This window comes from Microbacterium sp. NPDC089186 (genome assembly GCF_040685115.1).
Classification (GTDB): Bacteria; Actinomycetota; Actinomycetes; order Actinomycetales; family Microbacteriaceae; genus Microbacterium; species Microbacterium galbum.
In genome coordinates, this window is record NZ_JBFBHJ010000002.1 from 338,383 (window position 1) to 360,215 (window position 21,833).

The 21,833-nt window shown below is 72.5% G+C and carries 28 protein-coding genes; 20 read left to right on the forward strand and 8 right to left on the reverse strand.

Going from position 1 to position 21,833, the window contains the following annotated elements; genetic code table 11:
* Nucleotides 1–5 precede the first annotated feature (5 nt).
* Nucleotides 6–941, reverse strand: coding sequence for an AraC family transcriptional regulator (locus tag AB0N82_RS07825; protein WP_315994918.1), 936 nt, complete (start codon nucleotides 939–941; stop codon nucleotides 6–8).
* Between the two features lie 515 nt (nucleotides 942–1,456).
* Between AB0N82_RS07825 and AB0N82_RS07830 the strand changes: the two genes are divergently transcribed.
* Nucleotides 1,457–1,801, forward strand: coding sequence for a hypothetical protein (locus AB0N82_RS07830; protein WP_315994919.1), 345 nt, complete (start codon nucleotides 1,457–1,459; stop codon nucleotides 1,799–1,801).
* A 119-nt stretch (nucleotides 1,802–1,920) separates the two neighbouring features.
* Here the strand turns inward: AB0N82_RS07830 and AB0N82_RS07835 are convergent, their stop codons facing one another.
* Nucleotides 1,921–2,370, reverse strand: coding sequence for a helix-turn-helix domain-containing protein (locus tag AB0N82_RS07835; protein WP_363390101.1), 450 nt, complete (start codon nucleotides 2,368–2,370; stop codon nucleotides 1,921–1,923).
* Nucleotides 2,371–2,568: 198 nt separating this feature from the next.
* Between AB0N82_RS07835 and AB0N82_RS07840 the strand changes: the two genes are divergently transcribed.
* The 7 genes from AB0N82_RS07840 to AB0N82_RS07870 all read left to right on the forward strand — a co-directional run bounded on the left by AB0N82_RS07840 (nucleotide 2,569) and on the right by AB0N82_RS07870 (nucleotide 7,434).
* Nucleotides 2,569–3,375, forward strand: coding sequence for a hypothetical protein (locus tag AB0N82_RS07840; protein ID WP_315994921.1), 807 nt, complete (start codon nucleotides 2,569–2,571; stop codon nucleotides 3,373–3,375).
* Entirely contained in the window at nucleotides 3,353–3,766 is a 414-nt protein-coding gene (locus AB0N82_RS07845; RefSeq protein ID WP_315994922.1) for a phage holin family protein, read from the forward strand. The genes AB0N82_RS07840 and AB0N82_RS07845 overlap by 23 nt, the downstream gene beginning before the upstream one ends.
* The gene (locus AB0N82_RS07850; protein ID WP_315994923.1) at nucleotides 3,763–4,326 is read left to right on the forward strand and encodes a DUF3618 domain-containing protein; all 564 of its coding nucleotides are present in this window, start codon (nucleotides 3,763–3,765) and stop codon (nucleotides 4,324–4,326) included. The genes AB0N82_RS07845 and AB0N82_RS07850 overlap by 4 nt, the downstream gene beginning before the upstream one ends.
* 182 nt (nucleotides 4,327–4,508) lie before the next feature.
* On the forward strand, nucleotides 4,509–4,694 hold the full coding sequence (locus AB0N82_RS07855) for a hypothetical protein (protein ID WP_363390106.1): 186 nt from the start codon (nucleotides 4,509–4,511) through the stop codon (nucleotides 4,692–4,694).
* A gap of 172 nt (nucleotides 4,695–4,866) precedes the next feature.
* Nucleotides 4,867–6,063: a glycosyltransferase gene (locus AB0N82_RS07860; RefSeq protein ID WP_315994925.1), complete on the forward strand. Its 1,197-nt coding sequence runs from the start codon at nucleotides 4,867–4,869 to the stop codon at nucleotides 6,061–6,063.
* 311 nt (nucleotides 6,064–6,374) lie between these two features.
* Nucleotides 6,375–7,214: an SDR family oxidoreductase gene (locus AB0N82_RS07865; RefSeq protein WP_363390109.1), complete on the forward strand. Its 840-nt coding sequence runs from the start codon at nucleotides 6,375–6,377 to the stop codon at nucleotides 7,212–7,214.
* A gap of 28 nt (nucleotides 7,215–7,242) precedes the next feature.
* Nucleotides 7,243–7,434 carry a DUF2795 domain-containing protein gene (locus AB0N82_RS07870; protein ID WP_363390112.1) on the forward strand — a complete coding sequence of 64 codons (192 nt, stop codon included), beginning with the start codon at nucleotides 7,243–7,245 and terminating at the stop codon, nucleotides 7,432–7,434.
* A gap of 221 nt (nucleotides 7,435–7,655) precedes the next feature.
* Here the strand turns inward: AB0N82_RS07870 and AB0N82_RS07875 are convergent, their stop codons facing one another.
* Nucleotides 7,656–7,988 (reverse strand): hypothetical protein, encoded by a 333-nt coding sequence (locus AB0N82_RS07875; protein WP_363390115.1) that lies wholly within the window; start codon nucleotides 7,986–7,988, stop codon nucleotides 7,656–7,658.
* A 168-nt stretch (nucleotides 7,989–8,156) separates the two neighbouring features.
* On the opposite strand from AB0N82_RS07875, the gene AB0N82_RS07880 reads away from it, so the two are divergent.
* Genes AB0N82_RS07880 through AB0N82_RS07890 form a run of 3 tightly spaced genes read left to right on the forward strand, consistent with a single transcriptional unit; the run spans nucleotide 8,157 to nucleotide 11,058 of the window.
* Nucleotides 8,157–9,251, forward strand: coding sequence for a type III polyketide synthase (locus tag AB0N82_RS07880; protein ID WP_363390118.1), 1,095 nt, complete (start codon nucleotides 8,157–8,159; stop codon nucleotides 9,249–9,251).
* A complete protein-coding gene (locus AB0N82_RS07885) occupies nucleotides 9,248–9,952 on the forward strand; it encodes a methyltransferase domain-containing protein (protein ID WP_363390121.1) in 705 nt (234 codons plus the stop codon). The genes AB0N82_RS07880 and AB0N82_RS07885 overlap by 4 nt, the downstream gene beginning before the upstream one ends.
* On the forward strand, nucleotides 9,949–11,058 hold the full coding sequence (locus AB0N82_RS07890) for an NAD(P)/FAD-dependent oxidoreductase (RefSeq protein WP_363390124.1): 1,110 nt from the start codon (nucleotides 9,949–9,951) through the stop codon (nucleotides 11,056–11,058). Before AB0N82_RS07885 ends, AB0N82_RS07890 begins: the two co-directional genes overlap by 4 nt.
* Before the next feature lie 165 nt (nucleotides 11,059–11,223).
* On the opposite strand, the gene AB0N82_RS07895 is transcribed toward AB0N82_RS07890, so the two are convergent.
* Both AB0N82_RS07895 and AB0N82_RS07900 read right to left on the reverse strand, forming a co-directional pair.
* Nucleotides 11,224–12,051: a UbiA family prenyltransferase gene (locus AB0N82_RS07895; protein ID WP_363390127.1), complete on the reverse strand. Its 828-nt coding sequence runs from the start codon at nucleotides 12,049–12,051 to the stop codon at nucleotides 11,224–11,226.
* Between the two features lie 118 nt (nucleotides 12,052–12,169).
* Nucleotides 12,170–12,943 (reverse strand): MBL fold metallo-hydrolase, encoded by a 774-nt coding sequence (locus AB0N82_RS07900; RefSeq protein WP_363390130.1) that lies wholly within the window; start codon nucleotides 12,941–12,943, stop codon nucleotides 12,170–12,172.
* Between the two features lie 164 nt (nucleotides 12,944–13,107).
* On the opposite strand from AB0N82_RS07900, the gene AB0N82_RS07905 reads away from it, so the two are divergent.
* Nucleotides 13,108–14,013: an SDR family NAD(P)-dependent oxidoreductase gene (locus AB0N82_RS07905; protein WP_315994932.1), complete on the forward strand. Its 906-nt coding sequence runs from the start codon at nucleotides 13,108–13,110 to the stop codon at nucleotides 14,011–14,013.
* A gap of 154 nt (nucleotides 14,014–14,167) precedes the next feature.
* Here AB0N82_RS07905 and AB0N82_RS07910 read toward each other — a convergent pair whose 3' ends face one another.
* Both AB0N82_RS07910 and AB0N82_RS07915 read right to left on the reverse strand, forming a co-directional pair.
* Nucleotides 14,168–14,728, reverse strand: coding sequence for a DUF2231 domain-containing protein (locus tag AB0N82_RS07910; protein ID WP_363390134.1), 561 nt, complete (start codon nucleotides 14,726–14,728; stop codon nucleotides 14,168–14,170).
* Between the two features lie 5 nt (nucleotides 14,729–14,733).
* Nucleotides 14,734–15,615: a manganese catalase family protein gene (locus AB0N82_RS07915; protein ID WP_315994934.1), complete on the reverse strand. Its 882-nt coding sequence runs from the start codon at nucleotides 15,613–15,615 to the stop codon at nucleotides 14,734–14,736.
* A 238-nt stretch (nucleotides 15,616–15,853) separates the two neighbouring features.
* On the opposite strand from AB0N82_RS07915, the gene AB0N82_RS07920 reads away from it, so the two are divergent.
* The 4 genes from AB0N82_RS07920 (at nucleotide 15,854) to AB0N82_RS07935 (ending at nucleotide 17,852) form a co-directional block, all read left to right on the forward strand.
* Complete coding sequence (locus AB0N82_RS07920) at nucleotides 15,854–16,309, forward strand: Hsp20/alpha crystallin family protein (protein WP_315994935.1); 456 nt, start codon at nucleotides 15,854–15,856, stop codon at nucleotides 16,307–16,309.
* Between the two features lie 208 nt (nucleotides 16,310–16,517).
* Nucleotides 16,518–17,486, forward strand: coding sequence for an iron-containing redox enzyme family protein (locus tag AB0N82_RS07925; RefSeq protein WP_363391190.1), 969 nt, complete (start codon nucleotides 16,518–16,520; stop codon nucleotides 17,484–17,486).
* On the forward strand, nucleotides 17,483–17,683 hold the full coding sequence (locus tag AB0N82_RS07930; protein WP_315994936.1) for a CDGSH iron-sulfur domain-containing protein: 201 nt from the start codon (nucleotides 17,483–17,485) through the stop codon (nucleotides 17,681–17,683). Before AB0N82_RS07925 ends, AB0N82_RS07930 begins: the two co-directional genes overlap by 4 nt.
* A gap of 13 nt (nucleotides 17,684–17,696) precedes the next feature.
* A complete protein-coding gene (locus AB0N82_RS07935) occupies nucleotides 17,697–17,852 on the forward strand; it encodes a hypothetical protein (protein WP_363390139.1) in 156 nt (51 codons plus the stop codon).
* Nucleotides 17,853–17,931: 79 nt separating this feature from the next.
* Here AB0N82_RS07935 and AB0N82_RS07940 read toward each other — a convergent pair whose 3' ends face one another.
* On the reverse strand, nucleotides 17,932–18,291 hold the full coding sequence (locus AB0N82_RS07940) for a sugar ABC transporter ATPase (protein ID WP_363390142.1): 360 nt from the start codon (nucleotides 18,289–18,291) through the stop codon (nucleotides 17,932–17,934).
* A gap of 187 nt (nucleotides 18,292–18,478) precedes the next feature.
* Between AB0N82_RS07940 and AB0N82_RS07945 the strand changes: the two genes are divergently transcribed.
* The 4 genes from AB0N82_RS07945 to AB0N82_RS07960 all read left to right on the forward strand — a co-directional run bounded on the left by AB0N82_RS07945 (nucleotide 18,479) and on the right by AB0N82_RS07960 (nucleotide 21,824).
* Nucleotides 18,479–19,411, forward strand: a complete 933-nt coding sequence (locus tag AB0N82_RS07945) for a helix-turn-helix transcriptional regulator (RefSeq protein ID WP_315994939.1) — start codon at nucleotides 18,479–18,481, stop codon at nucleotides 19,409–19,411.
* 111 nt (nucleotides 19,412–19,522) lie between these two features.
* Nucleotides 19,523–19,849: an ATP-dependent DNA ligase gene (locus AB0N82_RS07950; RefSeq protein ID WP_315994940.1), complete on the forward strand. Its 327-nt coding sequence runs from the start codon at nucleotides 19,523–19,525 to the stop codon at nucleotides 19,847–19,849.
* 52 nt (nucleotides 19,850–19,901) lie between these two features.
* A complete protein-coding gene (locus AB0N82_RS07955; protein WP_363390146.1) occupies nucleotides 19,902–21,110 on the forward strand; it encodes an FAD/NAD(P)-binding oxidoreductase in 1,209 nt (402 codons plus the stop codon).
* A gap of 261 nt (nucleotides 21,111–21,371) precedes the next feature.
* On the forward strand, nucleotides 21,372–21,824 hold the full coding sequence (locus tag AB0N82_RS07960) for an SRPBCC family protein (RefSeq protein WP_076677050.1): 453 nt from the start codon (nucleotides 21,372–21,374) through the stop codon (nucleotides 21,822–21,824).
* Nucleotides 21,825–21,833 lie beyond the last annotated feature (9 nt).

The following is a 21,833-nucleotide window of genomic DNA, read 5'->3' on the forward strand; positions in this document are numbered from 1 at the left end:
CGGCGTCAGGAGCGCAGGGTCGACGAGGGCGTCTCGCCGAACTCCCCGCGGTACATGGCGGCGAAGCGGCCGAGGTTGGAGAAACCCCAGCGCGCGGCGATCGCCGCGACCGTTTCGACCGAGGGGTCGGCGCTGCGCAGTTCCGCCCGCGCGGCGTCGAGGCGCACCCGCCGCAGATACTGCATCGGCGTGCGACCGGTGGCGGCACGGAAGGCGTACTGCAGGCCGCGCGGCGACAAGCGTGCCGCCTCCGCGATGTCGGCGAGCACCACGGGTTCGGCGGCGTGCGCTTCGACGTAGGCCTTCGCCCGACGCACGGGCGCGGGCAGGGGTCGCGACGGCCGGCCGGCGGCGAGGGCGTCGGTGAAGGTCGTCGGGAAGGTCATGAGAGAGGCTTCGAGCATGAGCGTGCGCGCCTGCTGCTGGATGAGCGGGGTGCGCTCGGGCGAGCGCAACAGCACGTCGCGGGTGTACTCCCACGTGCGCGACCAATAGCGCAGACGCTGCTCGCTCACGGGGGCATGGCCCGTCGCCCGGACGCGCAAGCCCTCGTCCCCCGACAGACGACGCGCGGCGTCGTCGAACTCCGTCCGCGTGAACGAGACGCCGGTGCCCGCGATGCGACCCGTGAATGCGATCTCCAGCGGACGGTCGACCACCATGAAGGGGACCGCGGTGTCGATGCGTTCGCGGCGATAGGTCCCCACCACCCGCGGGCCGGCGATGCGGCCCACCACCACCTGATCGAGGGGGTCGGATTCGACCAGCATCGTCGACCCGATCGTGTAGTCGCAGAAGCCGAATCCCGGCTCGGACGCCGCGTGCCACGCCATCGCGGGCTGAATGGCATCCGCGCGGGCGATGCGGGCTCCCGGGACGATGGTCTGCCACAGGTGCTCCACCGTCTCGGCGTCGCGGGTCTCGATGTTCGTATGCTCCACGCAGGCTTCCTAAATCGTCCGAGAATGTGCGGCAAGACCATTGCGTCGAAGGACGCCCGCCGGTATGGGAACGCTCTCACGCGCCGCAATGCACAGATCGACGATGACGCACCCGACCGGCGACGGTCGGCGCGGATGACCCCCCATCCGCATTCACCGTATCCATCAAAATGCGGAAAATGCGCATTTCGGCGTCGTCGGCCGCGGGACGCGAGTGAACAGCCGCGAAGCGCAGCATCGCGCGGCGCACATTGACCCGTCGCCGAACCGCGGCGAGCATTCGCAGGCGGCATCTCGATGCAGCGACCCGACCGCTCCCGCTCCCCGGCGCGGTGGTCGGAGGCGTTCCGGCGCGGAGCTCGTGACTTCGCGCTGGAACGTCCGATGGTCTCCCTCCCCCTCGCCGTCGATCCCGGTGCCGTCGATGCGATCACCGTCATTCCCCCTCCGTGCGTCCGGCCGCCGTCATAATGGGTGCGGCGCCCGTTCGGCGCCCCGCCAGTCGAGGGGACCCGATGCCGTTTCGCACAGTGACCACGCTGCAGTCGTGGATCGACGATTTCCGCGCCCTCGGCTACGACGACGCGGACATCCTCCGCGTCATCCCGCAGGACAACGACGACGGCGGGGATGCCGGACTGATCGCTGCCCAGCTGCGCAGCGTATCGACCACCTTCTACGTCGCCCCCGGCTCCGAGCAGGGCGCCACCGACTGGTCAGTCACCTTCGAACCGCGCGAAGACGCCGCTCCCCTGCCGGCCGGCCGCGTGATGGCCCTCGCGGGAGAACTCGCGACCCTGGCCGCGCTGTGCTCGTTCCTCCAGGCCCGCTCGGAAGCCTTCCTCGCGGCCGCTGAATAATTCGACCCGGCGCGTCGCGTGCCGTCCGTCACCGACGCTCGGTGCGCGGGGTCCCGAGGCGACGTCGCGACGTCGCGGCAGCCGGACGCGTGACCGGATGCCCGCGTCGCACCCCGCCGTCAGCGTCGCGCGTGCGCGACGAGCTCGTCGATGACCCGGGCCACGCGATCGGCCAAGGCCGGGTCCATGCGGGTGACGGCATCCTCAATCGCCGCGTCGAACGCCCGCAGCTCCGACCACGGCGGGGCATCCAGATCGACGATGGCCGTGATGTGGTTCACGCGGCGGTCCTCGGCGTCCAGATCCCGTTTGACCGCTCCCCGCTGGACGAGACGGTCGATGAGGGTGGTGACCCCGGCCGAGGTGATGCCGAGATGGTCGCGCACGTGCGAGGGGCGCGCTCCGGGGTTGTCGCCGATGAACAGGAGCGCCCGGGCATCGAGCTCGTTCAGCGACAGGGCGCGGCGAGCCTCGGCGGCGGCGGTGCGCCGCGCCTCACCGTAGGCGAGAAGGGCACGCCCGAGCGCCGACCCGGGGAGGGGCGACAGCGGGGCTTCGGATGACTGCACGACCCATGATCGTACTCATTCCGCGGCGGCGCGCACGACCGTTGCGACCGGCCGTCGGGCGGGTCCGTCCATCGGACGCTTTCCGAAGCGAACCGGCCGCCTCGCGCGTTGCACGCCATCCGCACCGGGGCAAGGCCCGAGCCGCAGCAGTGGTTCCGGACCTAGACCGGACACCCCAACGCCACGGAAGGAGCGAACATGTCGCAATTCACCACGTCTCAGGACGAGGACTCGGGCACAGCCGCGAAGGCGGGAGCCGCCGCGCAGGAGGCATCGGCGACCGCGAAGACGGCGGGGCACGCCGCCCAGGAGGTCGCGCAGTCCGGCGCCCACGAAGCGGCCGCCGTCGCCGGCGAGGCAAAGGCGCGCATCGGCGACCTCGTGTCGCAGTCGGGCCGTGAGCTGTCGGACCAGGCCGCGACCCAGCAGAAACGCCTCGCGGACGGGCTCGGCTCCCTGGGCGAGGATTTCACCCGCATGGCCGACGCCGACGAGGGCGGCGGGATCGCGGGTGAGGTGGTGCGCCGCGCAGCGGAGCACGCGTCGACCGTGGGCTCGTGGCTCGCGGATCGCGACCCTCAGCAGCTCGTGAAAGACGTCACCGCGTTCGCACGTCGTCGCCCCGGCACCTTCATCGCCGTCGCGGCCATCGCGGGGGTCGTGGTCGGCCGGCTCAGTCGCGCGATCGCCGCCGGAGCCGCGTCGGACGACTCGGGTGCGTCCGCTCCCGCGACGCTCGGCGGTCCGCGCTATGCGGATGCGGACGCCGCGGTCCGGGCCAGCGACGACGGCGCGGACCGGCTCGAGGGGAACGTCCCCCCGGTCGGCGTCGTCGACGCGACGCCCATCGTCCCGGTCGTGGACGGCACGCGGCCGACAGAGCCTGTCGGCGACGGCACGGGCCTGACGGCCGACGTCGACGACCCGCCGCTGTACACCGAGTCGGCGGCACGCCTCGACGGCGCACGCGAGGGAGGTTCTGATGACCGACCCGACACCCTCTGAGCAGAAGGCTGCGACGACGTCGCTGGGCGAACTCGTCGGCGAGGTCACTCGCGACATGTCGACGCTCATGCGGCAGGAACTGGCTCTCGCCAAGGCCGAGGTGAAGGAGTCGGCGACGAAGTCGGCGAAGGGCGCCGGGCTGCTCGGTGGCGCGGGATACGCGGCCGGCATGGTCGTGCTCTTCCTCTCGATCGCGCTCTGGGAGGCGCTCGCGCTGCTGATCGGGCACGCCTGGTCGGCCGTGGTGGTGGCCGTGATCTGGGCGGTGGTCGCGGGGATCCTCTTCGCCATCGGCCGGAGCCGCCTCAAGACCGTGGAAGGGATGCCGCAGACCGCGGCCACCCTTCAGGAGATACCGGAAGCATTCGCAAGGAATGAGGAGAACCGATGACCGATTCACCGGAAGCCATCCGCGCCGAGATCGAGCGCACCCGTGCCGACCTGGGCTCCGACGTCGATGCCCTCGCCGACAAGGTGACGCCCTCGAAGATCGTCGATCGGCAGAAGAGCAAGCTGCACGGCGCCGTCCGCAGCGTCCGCGATCGCGTGATGGGGGTCGCCGACGATGCCGGGAGCACGGCATCCGGCCTCGCCCACCGGGCGGGGGACGCCGCGCACGACGCAGGCCACGCGGTGAAGGGGAACCCGCTCGCCGTCGGGCTCGTCGCCTTCGGCGCGGGCCTCGTGCTCGCCTCGCTCATCCCGCCCTCGCGCGCCGAACGCGACGCGGCCGCGAAGGCGAAGGACAAGGCGGCTCCGCTGATCGACGAGGCGAAGGACGTCGCGCACGACATCGTCGCCGACCTGAAGGAACCCGCGGGCGAGGCCGTCGACGCCGTCAAGGATCGTGCCGCCGAAGCGGTGCAGCACGTCAAGGACGACTCCGCCGACGCGGTCTCCACCGTGCGGGACCGCGCGCAGGATGCCGGAGAGACCGTTCGCGGCGCGTGAGGACACCGCGGGGTGGGGCACCGGGCTCGCTCCACCCCGCGGCCGGCGGCGCCGCCGGGATGCGCATCATGTCACCGTTGTCAAGCGGGCACCGCCGCGACCCGCGTCGGGTTATGACGGAGGTCGAGACGCCCGTCGGGAGACGGGGCATCCCGTCGGGAGACGGGAGTGAGGAGCACATCATGATCTACGGACAGCAGAGCGGACAGCAGGCGGGCTCGGTGTGGAGCATCGCCATGTCGACCGCCATGGGCAACGGCATCGTGCCGCGATCGACCGACGAACCGCGCGAGCGCACGGCGCCGCGCTGGCCTTGGTCGCGCACACGCGACGCCGGCGAGGCGATGGTGGTCGCGCCCCGCGCCTGACCCACCGCCCCTTCACCCGACGCGTCGGTCCCTCCCCCGGGGGCCGGCGCGTCGGCTCGTGTCCGGGCGTTCACACGATGGTCTCCCGGGCGTAACCCAGCCCACGGGGTCCACGCCTCAGCATGGGACGACCGCATCCGCGGTGCCTCTCCCCGGCTGAAACGAGACCCCGATGACGCGATCCATCCGTGTGCTCTCCCTCTACGAGGGCTTCTTCGCCGGTGGAGCCCGCATCCTGCATTCCGACGTCGTCGCGGGACTCGCGCGCGACGGCTCGCAGGAGCACCGGGTGCTCTCGCTCACCGCGTCCGCGCGCCGCGACGCGTCGCTGCAGCTCGCGCGCGATGACACGCGCTACCGGCGCCTTCGCGAGGCGGGCGTGGAGATCACGGCGTTCGACCGCATCGCCGGCGACCGCCCGATCGCCCCGGAGGATTACACCGCGGCCGAGCTCGACCACGCCGCCGCTCTCTTCTCCGACGCCGACGTCGTGCTCTCGCTGAAGGAGCAGCCGCTGAGCCTCGTCGTCGCGCTGGACCGGGCAGGTCTGCTCCCCGACGTCCCCGTCGCGGCGTGCCTGCACCGGTCCGACCCGACACACTCGGGCCCCGCCCTGGGATGGCTGACGGATGCCGCCGCCTCCGGCGCCGTGACGGCCACCATCTCGTGCGCCCTGTCGACCTCCGACGCCTATGCGCGGGCCGGGGTGGCGGCGCACGAGGCGTGGGTCATCGACAACGGCATCGACACACGCCGCTTCCGCCCGGGCACGCGGGCGGAGCGCCGTCGCATCCGCTCGGCCCTCGGCATCCCGGAGTCGGCACCCGTGGTGCTGCTGGCCGCTCGCTTCGACGCGATGAAGGATCCGGGGCTCTTCCTCCGCGCCGTCGCCGCGCACGCGCGCCGCGCGCCCGCCACGCACTACCTCATGTGCGGCTCCGGGATGACGGCCGACAACCCCGCGTTCCGCGCGCTGCGCGCCGAGAGCGGGGTCGGTGTCGAGGTCGCCCTGCACGCGTTGGGCCTGCGCGAGGACATGCCCGAGCTGTACCGCATCGCCGACGTCGTGGCCCTCACGAGCGCCTTCGGCGAGGCGTCTCCGCTTTGCCTGGTCGAGGGCGCGGCCTCCGGGGCCGTACCCGTGACGACCGACGTCGGCGACGCCGCGCGCATGGTGGAGGGGTTCGGTCTCGTCACCGCGCGCGACGTCGCCGCCATCGCCGAGGCGTGGGGCGACGCCCTCGCCCTGCGTCCGGCCCTGCGCGGGGCCGCTCTCGCGGCCCGCGGACGATTGGACCGCCGCCGCATGATCGACGAGTACCGGGGCGCCATCGCCGGACTGCTGCTGCGCGACGCGATCGCGGCCTGAGCGCAGGGCGCGGGCGCGCGGCCCGAGCACACCGGAAGTCCCTGAGCCCAACAGAGGGACCGCGCGGTTGCCCGAGCCCGTCAGCGGTACCGGGCGCAGAACCCCCGGGTCGCCGAGCCCGTCGGCGGTAACGGGCGCAGAACCCCCAGGTCGCCGAGCCCGTCGACGGGGCCGGGCGCACGGCCCCGCAGGCGTCGACGGGCTCAGCCGCCTCGGCATCCCCTCCCCGACGACACCGGAGCACTGTCAACCCTCGTGCGCGATCGCCGTGCGGCGCGTGAGGTGGGTCCTCCGATCCCCAGGAGGCAGACATGTCGCAACCCGCCCAGCAGCAGAGCGTCCCCGGCACCGACCGGGCGATGGATCCGACCCCCGACTACGGCGAGGACAGCTACCGCGGCTCCGGCCGACTCGAGGGCAAGGTGGCCCTCATCACCGGAGGCGACAGCGGCATCGGCAAGGCCGTCGCCCTCGCCTTCGCCCGCGAGGGGGCCGACGTCGCGATCGCCTATCTGAACGAGCACGAGGATGCCGAGCAGGCCCGCCGCTTCGTCGAAGACGCCGGCCGTCGCGCCGTCCTCCTCCCGGGAGACGTCTCCGACCCGCAGCACTGCCGCGACCTCGTCGCCCGCACGGTGGAGCACCTCGGCAAACTCGACGTCCTGGTGATCAACGCCGCGTTCCAGATGAGCCACGACACGCTTGAGGAGATCGACGACAGCGAGTGGGACCACACCTGGGCGACGAACGTCAGCGCGTACTTCCACACCGTAAAGGCCGCTCTGCCGCACCTGACGGAGGGGGCGTCGATCATCGCGTCGAGTTCGGTCAACTCCGACATGCCGTCGCCGCAGCTGCTCCCCTACGCCGCGACGAAGGCCGCGATCGCCAACATGACCGCCTCTCTCGCCCAGCTGCTCGGCGAGCGCGGCATCCGGGCGAACAGCGTGGCGCCGGGACCGGTGTGGACACCGCTCATCCCGGCGACGATGCCCGCGGAGAAGGTCGAGAGCTTCGGCGAGCAGGTTCCGCTCGGACGCCCGGGGCAACCCGCCGAGCTCGCACCGGTGTACGTCCTGCTCGCCTCAGACGAGGCCAGCTACGTCTCCGGCGCCCGCGTCGCGGTGACCGGCGGCAAGCCCATTCTGTGACCGCACCCCCACGAAGAAGGAGAGCACCATGGCGGATCTGCCCGATGCGATCGAGATGCAGAAATACCTCGCCGGAGTCGACTACCCCGTCGGCCGGCACGAGCTGATCGGGATCGCCGAAGACAACGGCGCCCCCGAGGAGCTGCTGGAGAGACTGCGATCCGTCGACGTCGACGAGTTCGACAGCCCGACCGACGTGAGCAGCGTCCTCGGCGGCTGACTGCACGACGACGCCCCGTCCGGCATCCCCGGACGGGGCGTCGTCGTGCGAGCGGGGGCAGGTCCCTGAGCCCGTCGGAGGGACGGTGACGCACGGGCTCCGACGAGCGCGACACAGGCCCTCGACCCCGTCGTCGGCACCCGGAGTCACGCGCCCCGGTGGCTTCGACCGGCTCGGCCGCCTCGCGCCACCCGCGCGCATGGGCCGACACGAGCGGAGCGTCAGACCGGCGGCATCCACGCGGCGATCGCGACGATGACGATCACGAGCAGCGCCACCGCCGCCTGCACGCACATCAGCACCGCGAAGATGTAGCCCTGATAGGCGGTGCGGCGTCCGCCGAGGCCGTTCGCGAGCAGGGCGGCGAAGATCGCGACCTGGAAGGCGATGCCGATCCACGCCCACGCGGCGACGATCGGGATCGAGAAGGCGAACAACACGATCGCGATGACGGCGAGGACGCCGGATGCCACGAGCCACACGCGGACGTTCGGTTCGCGCACCGCCTTCTGGGCGGTCACGCGGGTGGGGTCGAGCGGGCGGGGACCGGTCATGGCGCACTCCTTGATCGTGAACGAGGGGCCACGGTAGGTCGGGGTCGGCAGATCGCCGCGGGGATTGACAGGGTCGCGGACGTCTCCGGCGGTGCCCGCACCATAGACGCCGTGCGACACCCGCACCATCCCCGCGCCGGGGCCCGCGAAGCGTGTCTACAGTGAGGCATGACCGCCCGAATCGTGTCGATCGGCACGGCCCTGCCCGACACCCGCGTCACCCAGTCGACGCTGCGCGACCTCTTCGCCGCGCAGCCGGGCTTCGACCGCAAGGCCCAGCGCCTGGTCGGGGCCGCCTTCGACGCCGCCGCGATCGACACCCGTCACGTCGTGCTGCCGCAGCTCGCGGGTGCCGCCGGAGACGGCCTCCCCGTGCGCGACGGCGACACCCTGCTCATGCCGCCGACGGGGGCCCGCAACGACGAATACCGCCGCACCGCCCCGGGGCTCTTCGCCGCGGCCTCGCGCGCCGCGATCGACGGGTCCGGATACGGCACGGATGCCGTGACGCACGTCGTCACGGTCTCGTGCACGGGGATGTTCGCCCCCGGGCCCGACTACCACCTCGTGCGCGACCTCGGGCTCTCGCCCACCGTCGAGCGGTACCACCTCGGATTCATCGGCTGCGCGGCCGCGATCCCGGCGCTGCGCCTCGCGGCGCGGATCGTCGGCGACGACCCCGCCGCGGTCGTGCTCGTCGCCTGCACCGAGCTGTGCTCGCTGCACTGGCAGACCTCGTCGCACCCCGACCAGATCGTCGCCGCCTCGGTGTTCGCCGACGGCGCGGGCGCCGCGGTCGTGGCATCCGGGGATGCCTCGCGCGACGGACTCGACCTCGACGGCTTCGCCACCCACGTCACTGACGACGGCGAGAAGGACATGGCGTGGACCGTCGGCGACTCGGGCTTCGAGATGACGCTCACGCCCGAAGTTCCGCGAATCATCGGTCGCGAGATCTCGGCGATCGCCGCCGACGTGCTCGGCGACCTCGCCGACGTCGACGCATGGGCGGTGCATCCGGGCGGGCGCAGCATCCTCGACCGCGTCGAGAGCGCCCTCGGACTGGATGCCACTGCCCTGGCTGCCTCGCGCGAGGTGCTGCGCCGGCACGGCAACATGTCGAGCGCCACGCTGCTGTTCATCCTGCGCGACCTGCTCGCCGACTCCGCCCTGAAGGACGGCGACCGGGTGGCGGCGATGGCCTTCGGTCCGGGACTGACCGTGGAGGCGGCGACCATCACCGCGCGCCGCGCCTCGGCGTGAGCGCGCTCTCCGGTCTCGCGCGGCGCGACACCGCGCTGACCGAGCTGATGGACGATCCCGATTGCGATCCGCGGGCGCTCTCGGCGACCTACCGCCGGTTCGACGTCGTGAACCGCCTCGTCTCGGCCTGGGGCCGGGTGTACCGCACGCGCGTGCGGCCCGAGCTCTCGGCTCTCGGTCGCCCCGCCCGCGTGCTCGACCTCGGGTCGGGCGGCGGCGACGTGGTCGCGCGTCTGGCCGCCCTCGCTGCGCGCGACGGCCTCGAGGTCGAGTGGGTGGGGGCCGATCCCGACCCCCGCGCGCACGAGGCCGCCCGGCTGCGGGAGCGTCCCGGGGTGCGGTTCGTCTCCCAGGGCTCGCGAGAGCTGATCGCGGCCGGCGAGACGTTCGACCTCGTGCTGTCGAACCACGTGCTGCACCATCTCGACGACGCGTCGCTCGCGGCCTTCGCCGACGACAGCCTCGCCCTCTCGCGCGGTGCGGTGCTGCACGCCGACATCGCGCGCGGGCGCCTCGCCTACGGCCTGTACGCGGTGGGCATCGCGCCACTCTCGGTCGGCACCTTCCTGCGCGTGGACGGGCTGCGCTCGATCCGGCGCAGCTACCGCGCGCCGGAGCTGGCCGCCGCCTTGGGCGCCCCGTGGGCCGTCGAGACGCCGGCGCCGTTCCGTGTCCTCGCGACGGCGAGAGGACGCGCGTGACCGATGTGCTCGTGGTGGGCGCCGGTCCCGTCGGGCTCGCCCTCGCGGCGGATCTGCGCACGCGCGGTGTCGAGGTCGACGTCGTCGAGCGGCGCACCGACCCCGGTGCGGGCACGCGGGCGATCGGCATCCACTCCCCCGCCCTGGCCCTGCTCGAGGCCTCGGGGGCGACGGACGGCATCCGGGAACGGGCGGTGCGCATCGCGCGCGGCGAGGCTCGCGCCGACGGTCGCGTGCTGGCCGAGATCCGATTCGACCGGCTGCGGGCCCGGCATCCGTACGTGGCAGCCCTGCCGCAGTCCGACACGATCGAGGTGCTCACGGCGCTCGCCCCGACGGTGCGGCGGGGCGTGGGGGTGACCTCGCTGCGCCAGGAGAGCGGTGGCGTGCGCGCACAGCTCGACGACGGAGGCGAGATCCGCGCGCGGGTGGTCGTCGTCGCCACCGGGTGGTCGGGGCGCGACCTCGTCTACCGCCCGGGAGCGGTGCGCACGCACCACTACCCCGACCGGTACGTCATGGCGGACGTCGTGGCATCCGGCGGGCCGGTCGCACGCGTGCACCTCGAGCGCGACGGTGTGGTGGAGTCGTTCCCGCTGCCGGACGGACGACGCCGTCTCGTCGCGTGGGCGGGGACGGGCGAGGTGACGGATGCCGATGGCTTCCTCCGCGACGCCGTCGCCGCTCGCACGGCGACCGACGTGGAGATCACGGGAGCGTCGACGTTCGGGGTGCGGCGGGCCGTGGCTCCGGCCCTGCGGCGCGGACGGGTGATCGTCGTGGGCGACGCGGCGCACGAGGTGAGCCCGATCGGCGGTCAGGGGATGAACCTGGGCCTGCTCGACGCGCTAACGCTCGCGCCCCTGTTGGAACCGTGGGTACGGCGCGGGGACGACACGGATCTCGCTCGGTGGGAGCGCGACCGCCTGGCCTCGGCGCGGCACGCGGCGCGTCTCGCCTTCCTGAACACGCTGCTCGGGCGCGCGGCCGGCGCCCCCGCGCACGCGGCACGAACGGCCGCGCTGCGCACCGTGCTGCGCGGGCCGGGCGGCGCCGTGTTCACTCGGGCGTACGCGATGCGGTTCGACCGGGCGGCGCGGGGCTGACGCGCGGCGTCGCGGCGGGCGTGCGGCGGACCGGGAGTGCGCCGGGGCGTGCACGACCGCGCATGCCGAGGGCGACACGCCGACGCCGGGGCCTCGCCAGGCGGCGTGTCGGCGCGGGCACCCGCCGTTGTGCGCACCGACCCGCGAGACGCGCCGAGCGCGACCTCAGGTCGCGACGAGCTGGGCGGCGAGCAGCAGAGCGGCGAGCATCGTGAGCTGGAACACCGCCCGCCCCGGTGTCCGCACGAACACCAGCACCGCGGCGGCGAGCGCGACCACCAGCACGGCGACGAAGAAGATGACGCCGACCGGGGTGGCATCCGTGCCGAGGAGCACCGCGACCGCGCCGACGACGATCCCGAACGCGGCGAGCACGACCGAGGCGCGCGCGCCGAGACGGTGCGGCAGGCCGCGCACCCCCGTGCGGCGATCGTCGTCGAGGTCGCGGACGACGTTGGTGAGGTGCACGGCGGCGCCGAGGGCGGCGCCGGCGAGGGAGGCCCACGGGGCGGCGAGGCCCGGATCGGACTGCGACAGCGTCGCGAACGAGGGGAAGAGCCCGAAGCTCAGCAGGAACGGGACGATCGAGAACGGCGTGGACTTGAGCCCGGCGTTGTAGGCCCACGCCGAGGCGAGGGCGATCGCGTGTGCGGCGAGCAGCCCCGGCCCGAGCGGTACCGACAGCGCGACCGCGACGACGAGGGCTGCCACGGCCACCGCGAGCGCGCGCTCCGGGGTAACCGCTCCCCCGGCGATGGGCTTGTCGGTGCGGCCGACCGCCGCGTCGCGGGCGCCGTCGATCGCGTCGTTGGACAGGCCGACCGAGACCTGCCCGGCGAAGACGGCCGCGACCAGCAGCACGAGACGCGCGGGCTCCACTCCGGCCGCGATGCCCAGCGCGAGCGACAGGGCCGTGACCACGAGCGTCGGCCCGGGGTGAGTGGCGCCCCACAGCGCCCGCACGAGGGGCGGCTTCGCCGCGGCATCCGTCACCTCGACGACGCTACCGTGGCGAGGCGCGTTCGCGGCACCGCGCGATGACGAGCGCGCGAGGTCGTCCCGCGGGGCGACACCGGCCGCACGAAAGGCCATGTGGGGGGGCTCGGGGCGATCAGTGGGCCCCGGTGGCGTGCGCGTCCCGCACCGCGTGTTCGGCCCCGGCCGTCCACGGGTCGCCGTGGCCCGGGAGCATCGTGCCGGCCCGGGTCTCGGCGAGGGCGCCGAGCACCGCGAGCGCCGCGGTGCTGTCGGCGGTCGCCGCGCGGGCGACGATCTGCGGCCCCACCCGCCCGGTGTACGGATCGAGGGTGACCAGCGCGTCGCCGGTGAACAGCAGGTCGCGGTCGGGGAGGTGAAACGCTGTGTGACCGTAGGTATGACCCGGGGTCGCGATCGGGACGAGGCCGCCCAGCAGCGGCTCGCCCGGGCGGATGTCGCCGAGCGCGGCCGCACCGCGGACGGAGAGTGCCCCGGCTCGGGCCATCTTCGCGAGAGCCGGGATGCCTCCGGGGTGACGGAGCGGATACAGGGCGCGAGACGCCTCGCGGTCGTAGCGGTAGGGATGCCGCACGAGCGGCACGTCGGCTTCGTGCACGTGGATCGGGACGTGGTGTTCGCGCTGCAGGCGGTCGACGGTGCCGACGTGGTCGAAGTGGCCGTGTGTGAGGGCGACCGACACCACGTCGTCGGGACCGGAGCGATGCGCGGCCAGGGCGGCGACGAGGTACGGCCACGACCGTGGCAATCCCGTGTCGACGAGGATCAGGCCGTCATCGGTGGCGATGAGGTAGCTGTTGGTGAGGGCGCGCGTGATCATCAGCACGCCGTCGGCGACCTCTCTTACCCCGTCGGGCGTGCGCCCGGGTCCTGCGTGTTCTTTCGACATGTCGCACACCCTCGTGCAGGGACGGGCGGACCGCACACGGGGTTGCGGGTGCGCCGAGGCGCTGTTAGCGCGTCGGGCCGGCGTCAACCCCCTCGGGGTGCCCGGTCCCGCCGCTTAGCGTCGCCCCGCGAGGAGCCGCCGAGGCCTCACGCGGAGGGGACAGCATGGGTCAGGTCGTCGTCGTCACCGGCGGTTCGCGCGGAATCGGACGGGCGGCGGCCCTGCGCTTCGCCCGCCGGGGTGCCCGGCTCGCGCTCGTCGCGCGCGACGAGATCGCCCTCGCCGCGGCCGCCGAGGAATGCCGCCGCCGCGGGGCCGAGGTGCTCACCCTCTCGATCGACCTCGCCACCCCCGACGGACCGGCACGGGCGGCGGATGCCACGGTCGCCCGCTTCGGACGGATCGACGTGTGGGTGGGGTCGGCGTCGGTCTTCTCCTACGGTTCGGTCGAGGACACCCCCGACGAGGTGCGCGATCGGGTGATCGAGACGAACCTCCTCGGACACATGCGCGCCGCCCGCGCCGTGCTGCCGTACTTGCGCGCGGGCGGGGGCGGCACGATCGTCTTCGTCGGCTCGCTCTACTCGCAGGTGGCCGGGCCCTACGTCTCGTCGTACGTCGCCGCGAAGCACGGTCTGCTCGGCTTCGCGCGCTCGCTGCGGCAGGAGATGCTCGCGCACCGCGGCATCCGGGTGAAGGTCGTGCTGCCGGCCAGCATCGACACCCCGATCTACCAGCGCGCAGCGAACTACACCGGGCGCACCGCCTTCCCGCTCCCGCCGGTGGTCGCCGCCGACCGCGTGGCCCGCGCCATCGTGCGTGTGACGCGCGGACGCCGGCACGAGGTGGGCGTGGGGGCCGCGCAGTTCGTCACCCGTCCGCTGCAGTTCCTCGCGCCGCGCGTCTACGACCGCTTCATCCGCGCGCTGCAGCACGCGCTCGGCCTGCGCCGCCGGCCCGCGACACCGACCAGCGGCGCGGTGCTGGAGGCGCAGCACGACCCCGGCGCGGTGAGCGGCGGCTGGGCGCGCGTGCCGCTGCGGCGCCCGCGTTCTTCCACGGGAGGCTGAGCCGGTCGAAGCCCCCGGAGGCGCAGAATCACCGGTCCCTTCGACAGGCTCAGGAACCTCCGCCGCAGGAGGCTGAGCCTGTCGAAGCCTCCGGTTGCTCCGACGGCAGGAGGCTGAGCCCGTCGAAGCCTCCGCGGTCGAGAGGACGGATCGGTCAGGCGGCCGTCTCGAAGCCCTCGCGCTGGGTGTTCTCGTCGGCGACCCGCACGCCCCAGCGGTAGGCGAGCTTTCCGCCGAGCCAGCCCGAGACGCTCAGCCCGGCGGAGGCCATGACGCTGAGCCCGAAGGCCACGACCGGGACCCGCGCGAGATCCAGCGCCCGCACGACGAGGCTGGTCGAGAACAGCGCCATCGCGGTGACGTTGATCACCAGATGAGTGACGGCCGTCCGCCGAGCCGGCGTTCCGCGCGGAATGCGCGACATATCGAGCAGACCGAGCACCGACGCGCCCACCGCCCCGCCGAGACCGATCGCGATGAGCCAGCGCGAACCCTTCGCGAACGCCCGGGGATCGTCGGCGGCGAGACCCAGCAGGTCGAAAACGAGGCTCGACGACCACGCCCCGATCGGCACGGTCACCGCGACCGGATGGAACGGGTGTCCGTACGGCCCCGCCACGATCGAGCGCGGCACCTTGGCCGCGCGCATCGCGGGGAAACTCGCTCCGCTCCGCGGCGCCGAGACCGTCGAGGGCCCCGGCGCCGCGGCATCCATCCCGTTCATTCCTTGTGCAGCGCGTCCTGCGCGCGCCCGGCGAGCTTCTCGACGGTGTTCGGCAGCTCGGTCGTGCCGTAGAACCGCACGTCGGGCTTGGTGGGCGGGGGCATCGGCACGCCCGCGGGGGGCTCGGGGAGGTAGGTGAACTCTCCCTTGCCGTCGGGCGTCGGCCCCGAGGCCCAGGTGCCGTCACCGGCCTGCGCACCGTTGCTGAAGTTGATGTATTGGTACGACACGTCGCGGTCCTCCTTGTCGAGGGGGAAGTTGCTCGGCACGGGCATCTGCTCGTAGCCCTCGGCCTGCAGTTCGGCGGCCGCGGCGGCCCACTGGTTCTGATGCATCGTGTCGCGGGCGAGGAGGAACGCGAGCAGGTCCTTCACGCCGTGGTCATCGGTCTGGTGATACAGCCGCGCGACCTGGACGCGCCCCTGCATCTCGGCGTTCGCGTTGGCGGTGAAGTCGGCGAGCAGATTGCCGCTCGCGGTGATGAAGCTGCCCTGCCACGGGTTGCCGTTCGCATCGACGGGGCGGGCACCAGCGCCCGCGACGATCCCGTGCTGGATGTCGGTGCCGCCGATCACGGCGGCGACGGTCGGGTCGTCCTGCACGGCCTCCTCGGTGATGCCGAGCGGCGACTTCTCCAGCAGCTGCGCGATCATGATCGCGAGCATCTCGACGTGACCCATCTCTTCGGCACCGATACCGAACACGAGGTCGCGGTACTTGCCGGGCATGTGCATGTTCCACGCCTGGAACTGGTACTGCATCGCGACCGAGATCTCGCCGTACTGGCCGCCGAGCACCTCCTGGAGCTTGCGGGCGTAGACGGCGTCGGGCTTGTCGGGGGTGGCGCTGTGCTGGAGTTCTTGTCGGTGGAAGTACATGTCTCTCCTCGTCGTCGGGACGCCGACCGGGGGGCTCGGCATCGACGGCCACGAAACGCTTCCTCGCAGGGGTCCGGCACGGGGGTTGCGGGCGCGGTCGACGCGGGCCACAATCGCGCGCCCGACCTCTTGGCACTCTCGACCCGAGAGTGCTAATCTTCTGCCGAGTTGAGCGAACATGACTCAACTTCTAGAGCCCCGGATGCCACGTCCGGACTGATCGAAAAGGAGAACGACCATGGCCACCTACGACCCCTTCCGCGACCTCGACCGCCTCGCGTCGACGCTCCTCGACGCCCGCCGCGGCGGTGGTCCGCGCCGGATGCCGATGGACCTGTACCGCGACGGCGATCACTACGTCCTCGCGGCCGACCTGCCCGGTGTCGACCCCGGGTCGGTCGACATCGACGTCGACGGCCAGCTGCTGACGATCCGCGCCGAGCGCACCCTCGGTTCGGGCGAGGGCGTGAAGTGGATCACCCGCGAACGCGAGACGGCATCCTTCGTCCGACAGCTCAACCTCGGGCAGGGCATCGACACCGAGCGCATCAGCGCCGCCTACCGCAACGGCGTGCTCTCGGTCACGATCCCCGTCAGCGAGAAGGCGAAGCCGCGGCGCATCGCCGTGTCGACCGACGACGGCGAGGGCGTGATCGAAGCGCACGAGAGCACGCCGCAGCCCATCGAGCAGTGATCACCACCGGGCGAGGGAGCGGTCCCATCCACCCGCTCCCTCGCCCGGGCGCCTCCGCTTGTCAAGGGTCTCGAACAACCGCCGCTCCCTGACGCACAGTGCCTGGGTGCCGCCGACTCTGTCCTCGCCCCCGCCCGCTGCGCCCGTCGACGACGTCGAGGCCCGGCTGGTGCCGTTCGACGCCCGCGGACCCGTGAGCGCCGCGGTTCTGCGTCACCTCGTGGACGGTGTCGCCACCGGGCACACGGCACTCGCCGACGCGGCGGTCTCCACGACCGCCGACATCGCGTGCGACGACGATCTCCAGCTCGCGCTCTTCGCGCTGTACGCCTCGTCGTACGGATCGATCGCGGCGTTTCGTGCCGAGCTCGAGTGGGATCCCGCGCTCGTCGCCACCCGACGCGTCATCGAGACGGCCTTCGAGGCCTCGCTGCGCGAGAGCATCGCCGTCCCGCAACCACCCGCGCCCACCGCGGATGCCGTGGCCCGCGACCTCTTCGCCCTGACCGGCGCCGAGGGCGGCCCCAGCCTCTCGCGTCACCTGGCGCGCAAGGCCACGCTCGAGCAGGCGCACGAGTTCCTCGTGCACCGCACGGTGTACACGCTGCGCGAGGCCGACCCCCATTCCTGGGCCATCCCCCGCCTGACCGGCCGCCCCAAGGCCGCCCTCGTCGAGATCCAGTCCGACGAGTACGGCGCCGGTCGCCCCGACCGCGTTCACGCGACCCTGTTCGCACGGGCGGTCCGCGGCGCCGGACTCACCGACGCGTACGGCGCCTATGTCGATGACGTTCCCGCCGTCACCCTCGCGTCGCACAACACGATGTCGATGTTCGGACTCAACCGCCGCTTGCTCGGCGCGATCGTCGGTCACCTCGCCGCGTTCGAGATGACCTCCTCGATCCCCAACCGTCTCTATTCCGAGGGGCTGCGCCGGCTCGGCTTCGGCGACGATGTGTGCGGGTACTTCGACGAGCACGTCGAGGCCGACGCCGTGCACGAGCAGATCGCCGGACGCGACCTCGCCGGCGCCTTGGCCGAGGACCGGCCCGACCTGCTCCCCGACATCCTGTTCGGCGCGGCCGCGTGCCTCGAGGTCGACGACCGCGTCGGCCGACACATGCTGGACGCGTGGTCGCGGGGTGCGTCGTCGCTGCGCACGGAGGACGACCGATGACCGACGACCGCGTCACGATCACGGCCTACCCCGACGGTCCCCTCCTCGTCCGCGGTGACGCCCACCTCCTGACCAGCGAGGGGGCGGAGGTGCCCCGTACCCGCCGCACCGTCGCCCTGTGCCGCTGCGGACTGTCGACCATCAAGCCGCTCTGCGACGGAACCCACAAGGCGTCGGGTTTCCGCACCGAGGAGTGAGGCTCTCGCCCCGATGCGTCTCGACGCCGACGACGCGCTGCCGCTGCGACAGAGGGACGACGCCGGTCTCGACGAGCTCGCGGACGACCCTCACGACCTCGTGCGTCGGTCGGCCACGCCCTCACGCGCGCTGCGACGCCGGGTCGCGGACGCCCGCGACCATGCGTAGGCGGCCCGGCAGGAGAGGGGCCCACGCGCACGACGACGCCCCGACCACCGGGAGCGGTGACCGGGGCGTCGGAAGTGCGTCAGAGGTCTTCCGGAGCGAGATCGCCCTGACCCTCTTCGCCCAGTTCGACGACGCCCGGGTCCTCGCCCTGCGAGTCGGTACCGGTGGACTCGGGGTGGATGTCCTCGAGGGGGATGTCACTGTCGTCTGCCGGGATCTCGGCAGGGTCGGCGCCGGTCGCGGTGGCCGGGTTGATGTCGTCGGGATCGGCGCCCTCGTCGAGAGCGGTGGTGGCGTCCCACTCCGCCTGCGCCGGGTCGAGCGCGGGATCCGGCTCGATGGACGTGTCGCCGTCGCGCAGGGGCTGCACACCCGCGATCCCCACGTCCGCGGCCGGCATGGTCGCGTCGGGGGTCGGGTCGATCGAAGCGTCGCTCATGAGGGGTCCTTCCGTCGGACGCGGGGGGCCGCCGGAATCAGCGGTGAACCCATCCAACGCGGGCCCCGCGCAACCGGCCCGCCCCTTGACAGCCTCTCAGCGCGCCCGTACCGGACGTCACGTCCGGCCCGCGCTCCGCTCCACCACCCCACCCCGGGCCGCGCCACGACGCGGCGGAAGGAAAGCCATGGGAGAGTTCCTCTCGGTGCGCTCACGCGGAATCGACGACGTCGAACGCGTGTGGCGCCAGTTCGTCCCCAGTGCCCGTCTCGAGCGGGTCGACCCCCGTACCGTGTCGTTCTCGTGGACCTCGGTCGAGCTCGCGCACTTCTCGGCGGTGTCGTATGAACTCGCGGCATCCGTCCATTCCTCGGTGCGCATGACCGACCAGATCATGGCGTGCCGCATGATCGCGGACGACGTGCGCATCGAGTCGGAGGGGCGCCCCGTCGACCCGCGGCGACCATGGGTGACCTCGGACGCCGGGGCGGACGCGCAATGGACGGGTTCGGCGCGGGTGCGTGCCTTCGTGTTCGACCGCAGCGACGCCGAGCGCGTCGCACGCATCGCCTCGGGCGACGATCGACTCGTGCTGCGTCGGATCGATCCACAGGCGCGGGATCGCGACGCCGCGACCCAGTGGGAACGCTCGTTCGCACACGTGTCGTCGTCGCTGGTCGCCGTCCACGACGACGGCATCCTGGCCGCGGAGCTGCACCGGCACGCGCTCCTGTCGACCCTGTCGGCGTTCTCGACCTCCTATGCCGAGGCCGTGCAGCGGGCCCACCAGCGCTCGTCGGCGCCGCGCGCCGTGCGCCGCGCCGTCGCGCACATCGAGGCGCACGCGCACGAGCCGCTCACCCTCGAGGACATCGCCGCGGCAGCGGGGATGTCGGGGCGCGGGCTGCAGCACGCCTTCCGCCGCACTCTCGACATGACGCCGATGGAATATGTGCGCCGCGTGCGGCTCAGTGCCGCCCACGAGGAGTTGCGCTCGGGCACCGCGGTGTCGGTCTCCGACGTTGCGAAGCGCTGGGGTTTCTCCAGCGCCTCGCGCTTCGCCCGGTACCACCGGGAGCACTACGGACAGAACCCGGCGCAGGTGGCCCGCATGTTCTGAGGCGTCGCGTTCGGTCTCGCCGTTGCGCACGGGGTGTCGGCGAGACCTTCCGAACACACAGCGATTGCACAGTGAAGACGGCGGGGCACGACAGCCCGCGAAAGGACAGATGTGGGCAAGTTCATCTACGAGGGCGGCGTTCGCAACGAGTTCGAGGACCGCCTCCTCGCGCACCTCCAGGTGGTCGTCGGCAACAAGCTGCGCCGCGGGGAGCCGTTCTACTTCGTGTGGAAAGACGACATCAGCACGGGAGGCGGCCGCACGTCGGTCTGGGTGCACCCCCGCGCCAACATCGTCTTCAAGTTCAACGGCGGACGCCCGCCCGCGCTGAACCGCGCGTGGCTCGAGGCGCTGATGTCGACGGCCAACTCCCCCACGGGTCTGTACGTCGTCCCCGAACCCGCCGACGAGACGGTGGCGCCCGAGTCGTACGCCTGACGCGGCTGTCAAGGCGCTGGCATCCCGGCCCCCGGCGGCGGAGCGTGGAGGGATGACCCCCTCTTCCTCCGCCGCGCCCGTGCGCGTCGTCGTGATCGGCGGCGGCAATGCCGGACTCTCCGTCGCCGGGCGGCTGCATCGCGCCCGCGTCGGCGAGATCACCGTCATCGAGCCGCGCGAGCAGCACGTCTTCGCCCCCCTGCAATCCCACATCGCGGGAGGGGCCGCGCGGGCGTCCGAGGCCGTGCGACGTCAAGCCGACGTCATCCCGCCGGGGGTGCGGTGGTTGCGCGACGAGGCCTTCACCGTGGATGCCGAGACCCGGCGCGTGCACCTCGTCTCGGGCGGAAGGATCGACTACGACCAGCTCGTCGTCTGCGCCGGTATGCGGATGGCGTGGGAGCAGATCCCGGGCCTGACCGAGGCGATGGCGACCCCCGAGGGCGTGTCGAACTACGACTACGACCTCGCCGCGAAGGCCTCCCCGGTGCTGCGCGATCTGCGTCGGGGCACGGTGGTGTTCACCCAGCCGCCCGAGCCGGCATCCTGCGGGGCCGCCGCGCAGAAGCCGATGTATCTCGCGTGCGACTGGTGGCGAGCGATCGGCGTCCGTGACGACATCCGCGTCGTGTTCGTCTGCCCCGATCCCGTGCCCCTCGGCATCCCGGCCATCGATCGCGAACTTCGTCGCAAGCTCGACGAGTACGGCATCGAGGTGCGGTACCAGCGCGAACTCACGAACGTGGATGCCGACAGCCGCACGATCGAGATCGGACACGGCGAGGCGCGCGAAACCATCGCGTACGACGTGCTGCACGCCGTTCCGCCCCAGCGGGCGCCGGAGTGGATCGCCGGCAGCGGGCTGTCGGCATCCGATGATCCGCACGGGTTCGTCGACGTCGACCCCGAGACGTTCCAGCACGTGCGCCACCCCGAGATCTGGGCCGTCGGAGACGCCGCGACCGTCGCCACTCGCCGCTCGGGCGGGGCGATCCGGCAGCAGGCGAAAGCGCTCGTGAAGAACATGACGGCGGTCCTGGCCGGCCGCACCCCGACCGCGAGGTACAACGGCTACAGCGTGGTTCCGTTCACGGTGTCGCGGGGCACCGTCGTGTTCGCCGAGTTCGACCGCGCGGGTCGGTTGCAGCCCACCATCCCCTTCTGGCGGTCGCTCTACCGCGAGCGCCGCCTGTCGTGGATCGCCGATCGCCGTGTGCTGCCGTGGGTGTACTGGCACCTGATCCTGCGCGGGCGCGCCTGACGGCACCGGCCCGCGGCCACGGGGCGCGCGCCCGGTCGCTCGCGCCCGGCGTCGGGTCGCGATAAACGCCATTCGTGCGCAGAAACGCCCTGACACCGCGTTTCCGCGCACGGATGGCGTTTATGCGGGTGGGAAGCGAGCGACGGGACCCGCTCGCGCCTATAGGGCACGAACGCCGATCCCTCAACCCCGGGGGCGGGCCGTCGGGATCGCGCGAAGACTGGGGGCACCCCGGAAACCCACGAGAAGAGGACATGCACCATGGCACAGGTCATCGAAACCATCGACGTCGACGTTCCCGTCCGCGTCGCCTACAACCAGTGGACCCAGTTCGAGGAGTTCCCGCACTTCATGAGCTTCGTGGAGTCCATCACGCAGAAGTCCGACACGCTCACGCACTGGAAGGTGAAGATCGCCGGTGCCGAGCGCGAGTTCGACGCCGAGATCACCGAGCAGCACCCCGATGAGCGCGTCGCGTGGAACAGCGTCGGCGGCGACGAGAACCACGCGGGTGTCGTGACCTTCCACCGCCTGTCCGACACCGAGACGCGCGTGACCGTGCAGATCGACTGGGAGCCCGCGGGCGCCCTCGAGAAGCTCGGCGCCGTCTTCGGCGCCGACGACCACTCGGTGAAGAAGGACCTCGCGAACTTCAAGGAGTACATCGAGTCGCGCGGCGCCGAGTCCGGCGCCTGGCGCGGCGACGTCAGCTGACGTCTCCCC

What these genes read in the sequence shown, in the direction of transcription:
- AB0N82_RS07830 (WP_315994919.1), top strand. Translation starts at nt 1,457, where the DNA reads ATGCCGTTTCGCACAGTGACCACGCTGCAGTCGTGGATCGACGATTTC.
- AB0N82_RS07840 (WP_315994921.1), top strand. Translation starts at nt 2,569, where the DNA reads ATGTCGCAATTCACCACGTCTCAGGACGAGGACTCGGGCACAGCCGCG.
- AB0N82_RS07845 (WP_315994922.1), top strand. Translation starts at nt 3,353, where the DNA reads ATGACCGACCCGACACCCTCTGAGCAGAAGGCTGCGACGACGTCGCTG.
- AB0N82_RS07850 (WP_315994923.1), top strand. Translation starts at nt 3,763, where the DNA reads ATGACCGATTCACCGGAAGCCATCCGCGCCGAGATCGAGCGCACCCGT.
- AB0N82_RS07855 (WP_363390106.1), top strand. Translation starts at nt 4,509, where the DNA reads ATGATCTACGGACAGCAGAGCGGACAGCAGGCGGGCTCGGTGTGGAGC.
- AB0N82_RS07860 (WP_315994925.1), top strand. Translation starts at nt 4,867, where the DNA reads ATGACGCGATCCATCCGTGTGCTCTCCCTCTACGAGGGCTTCTTCGCC.
- AB0N82_RS07865 (WP_363390109.1), top strand. Translation starts at nt 6,375, where the DNA reads ATGTCGCAACCCGCCCAGCAGCAGAGCGTCCCCGGCACCGACCGGGCG.
- AB0N82_RS07870 (WP_363390112.1), top strand. Translation starts at nt 7,243, where the DNA reads ATGGCGGATCTGCCCGATGCGATCGAGATGCAGAAATACCTCGCCGGA.
- AB0N82_RS07875 (WP_363390115.1), bottom strand. Translation starts at nt 7,988, where the DNA reads ATGACCGGTCCCCGCCCGCTCGACCCCACCCGCGTGACCGCCCAGAAG.
- AB0N82_RS07880 (WP_363390118.1), top strand. Translation starts at nt 8,157, where the DNA reads ATGACCGCCCGAATCGTGTCGATCGGCACGGCCCTGCCCGACACCCGC.
- AB0N82_RS07900 (WP_363390130.1), bottom strand. Translation starts at nt 12,943, where the DNA reads ATGTCGAAAGAACACGCAGGACCCGGGCGCACGCCCGACGGGGTAAGA.
- AB0N82_RS07905 (WP_315994932.1), top strand. Translation starts at nt 13,108, where the DNA reads ATGGGTCAGGTCGTCGTCGTCACCGGCGGTTCGCGCGGAATCGGACGG.
- AB0N82_RS07910 (WP_363390134.1), bottom strand. Translation starts at nt 14,728, where the DNA reads ATGGATGCCGCGGCGCCGGGGCCCTCGACGGTCTCGGCGCCGCGGAGC.
- AB0N82_RS07915 (WP_315994934.1), bottom strand. Translation starts at nt 15,615, where the DNA reads ATGTACTTCCACCGACAAGAACTCCAGCACAGCGCCACCCCCGACAAG.
- AB0N82_RS07920 (WP_315994935.1), top strand. Translation starts at nt 15,854, where the DNA reads ATGGCCACCTACGACCCCTTCCGCGACCTCGACCGCCTCGCGTCGACG.
- AB0N82_RS07930 (WP_315994936.1), top strand. Translation starts at nt 17,483, where the DNA reads ATGACCGACGACCGCGTCACGATCACGGCCTACCCCGACGGTCCCCTC.
- AB0N82_RS07935 (WP_363390139.1), top strand. Translation starts at nt 17,697, where the DNA reads ATGCGTCTCGACGCCGACGACGCGCTGCCGCTGCGACAGAGGGACGAC.
- AB0N82_RS07940 (WP_363390142.1), bottom strand. Translation starts at nt 18,291, where the DNA reads ATGAGCGACGCTTCGATCGACCCGACCCCCGACGCGACCATGCCGGCC.
- AB0N82_RS07945 (WP_315994939.1), top strand. Translation starts at nt 18,479, where the DNA reads ATGGGAGAGTTCCTCTCGGTGCGCTCACGCGGAATCGACGACGTCGAA.
- AB0N82_RS07955 (WP_363390146.1), top strand. Translation starts at nt 19,902, where the DNA reads ATGACCCCCTCTTCCTCCGCCGCGCCCGTGCGCGTCGTCGTGATCGGC.
- AB0N82_RS07960 (WP_076677050.1), top strand. Translation starts at nt 21,372, where the DNA reads ATGGCACAGGTCATCGAAACCATCGACGTCGACGTTCCCGTCCGCGTC.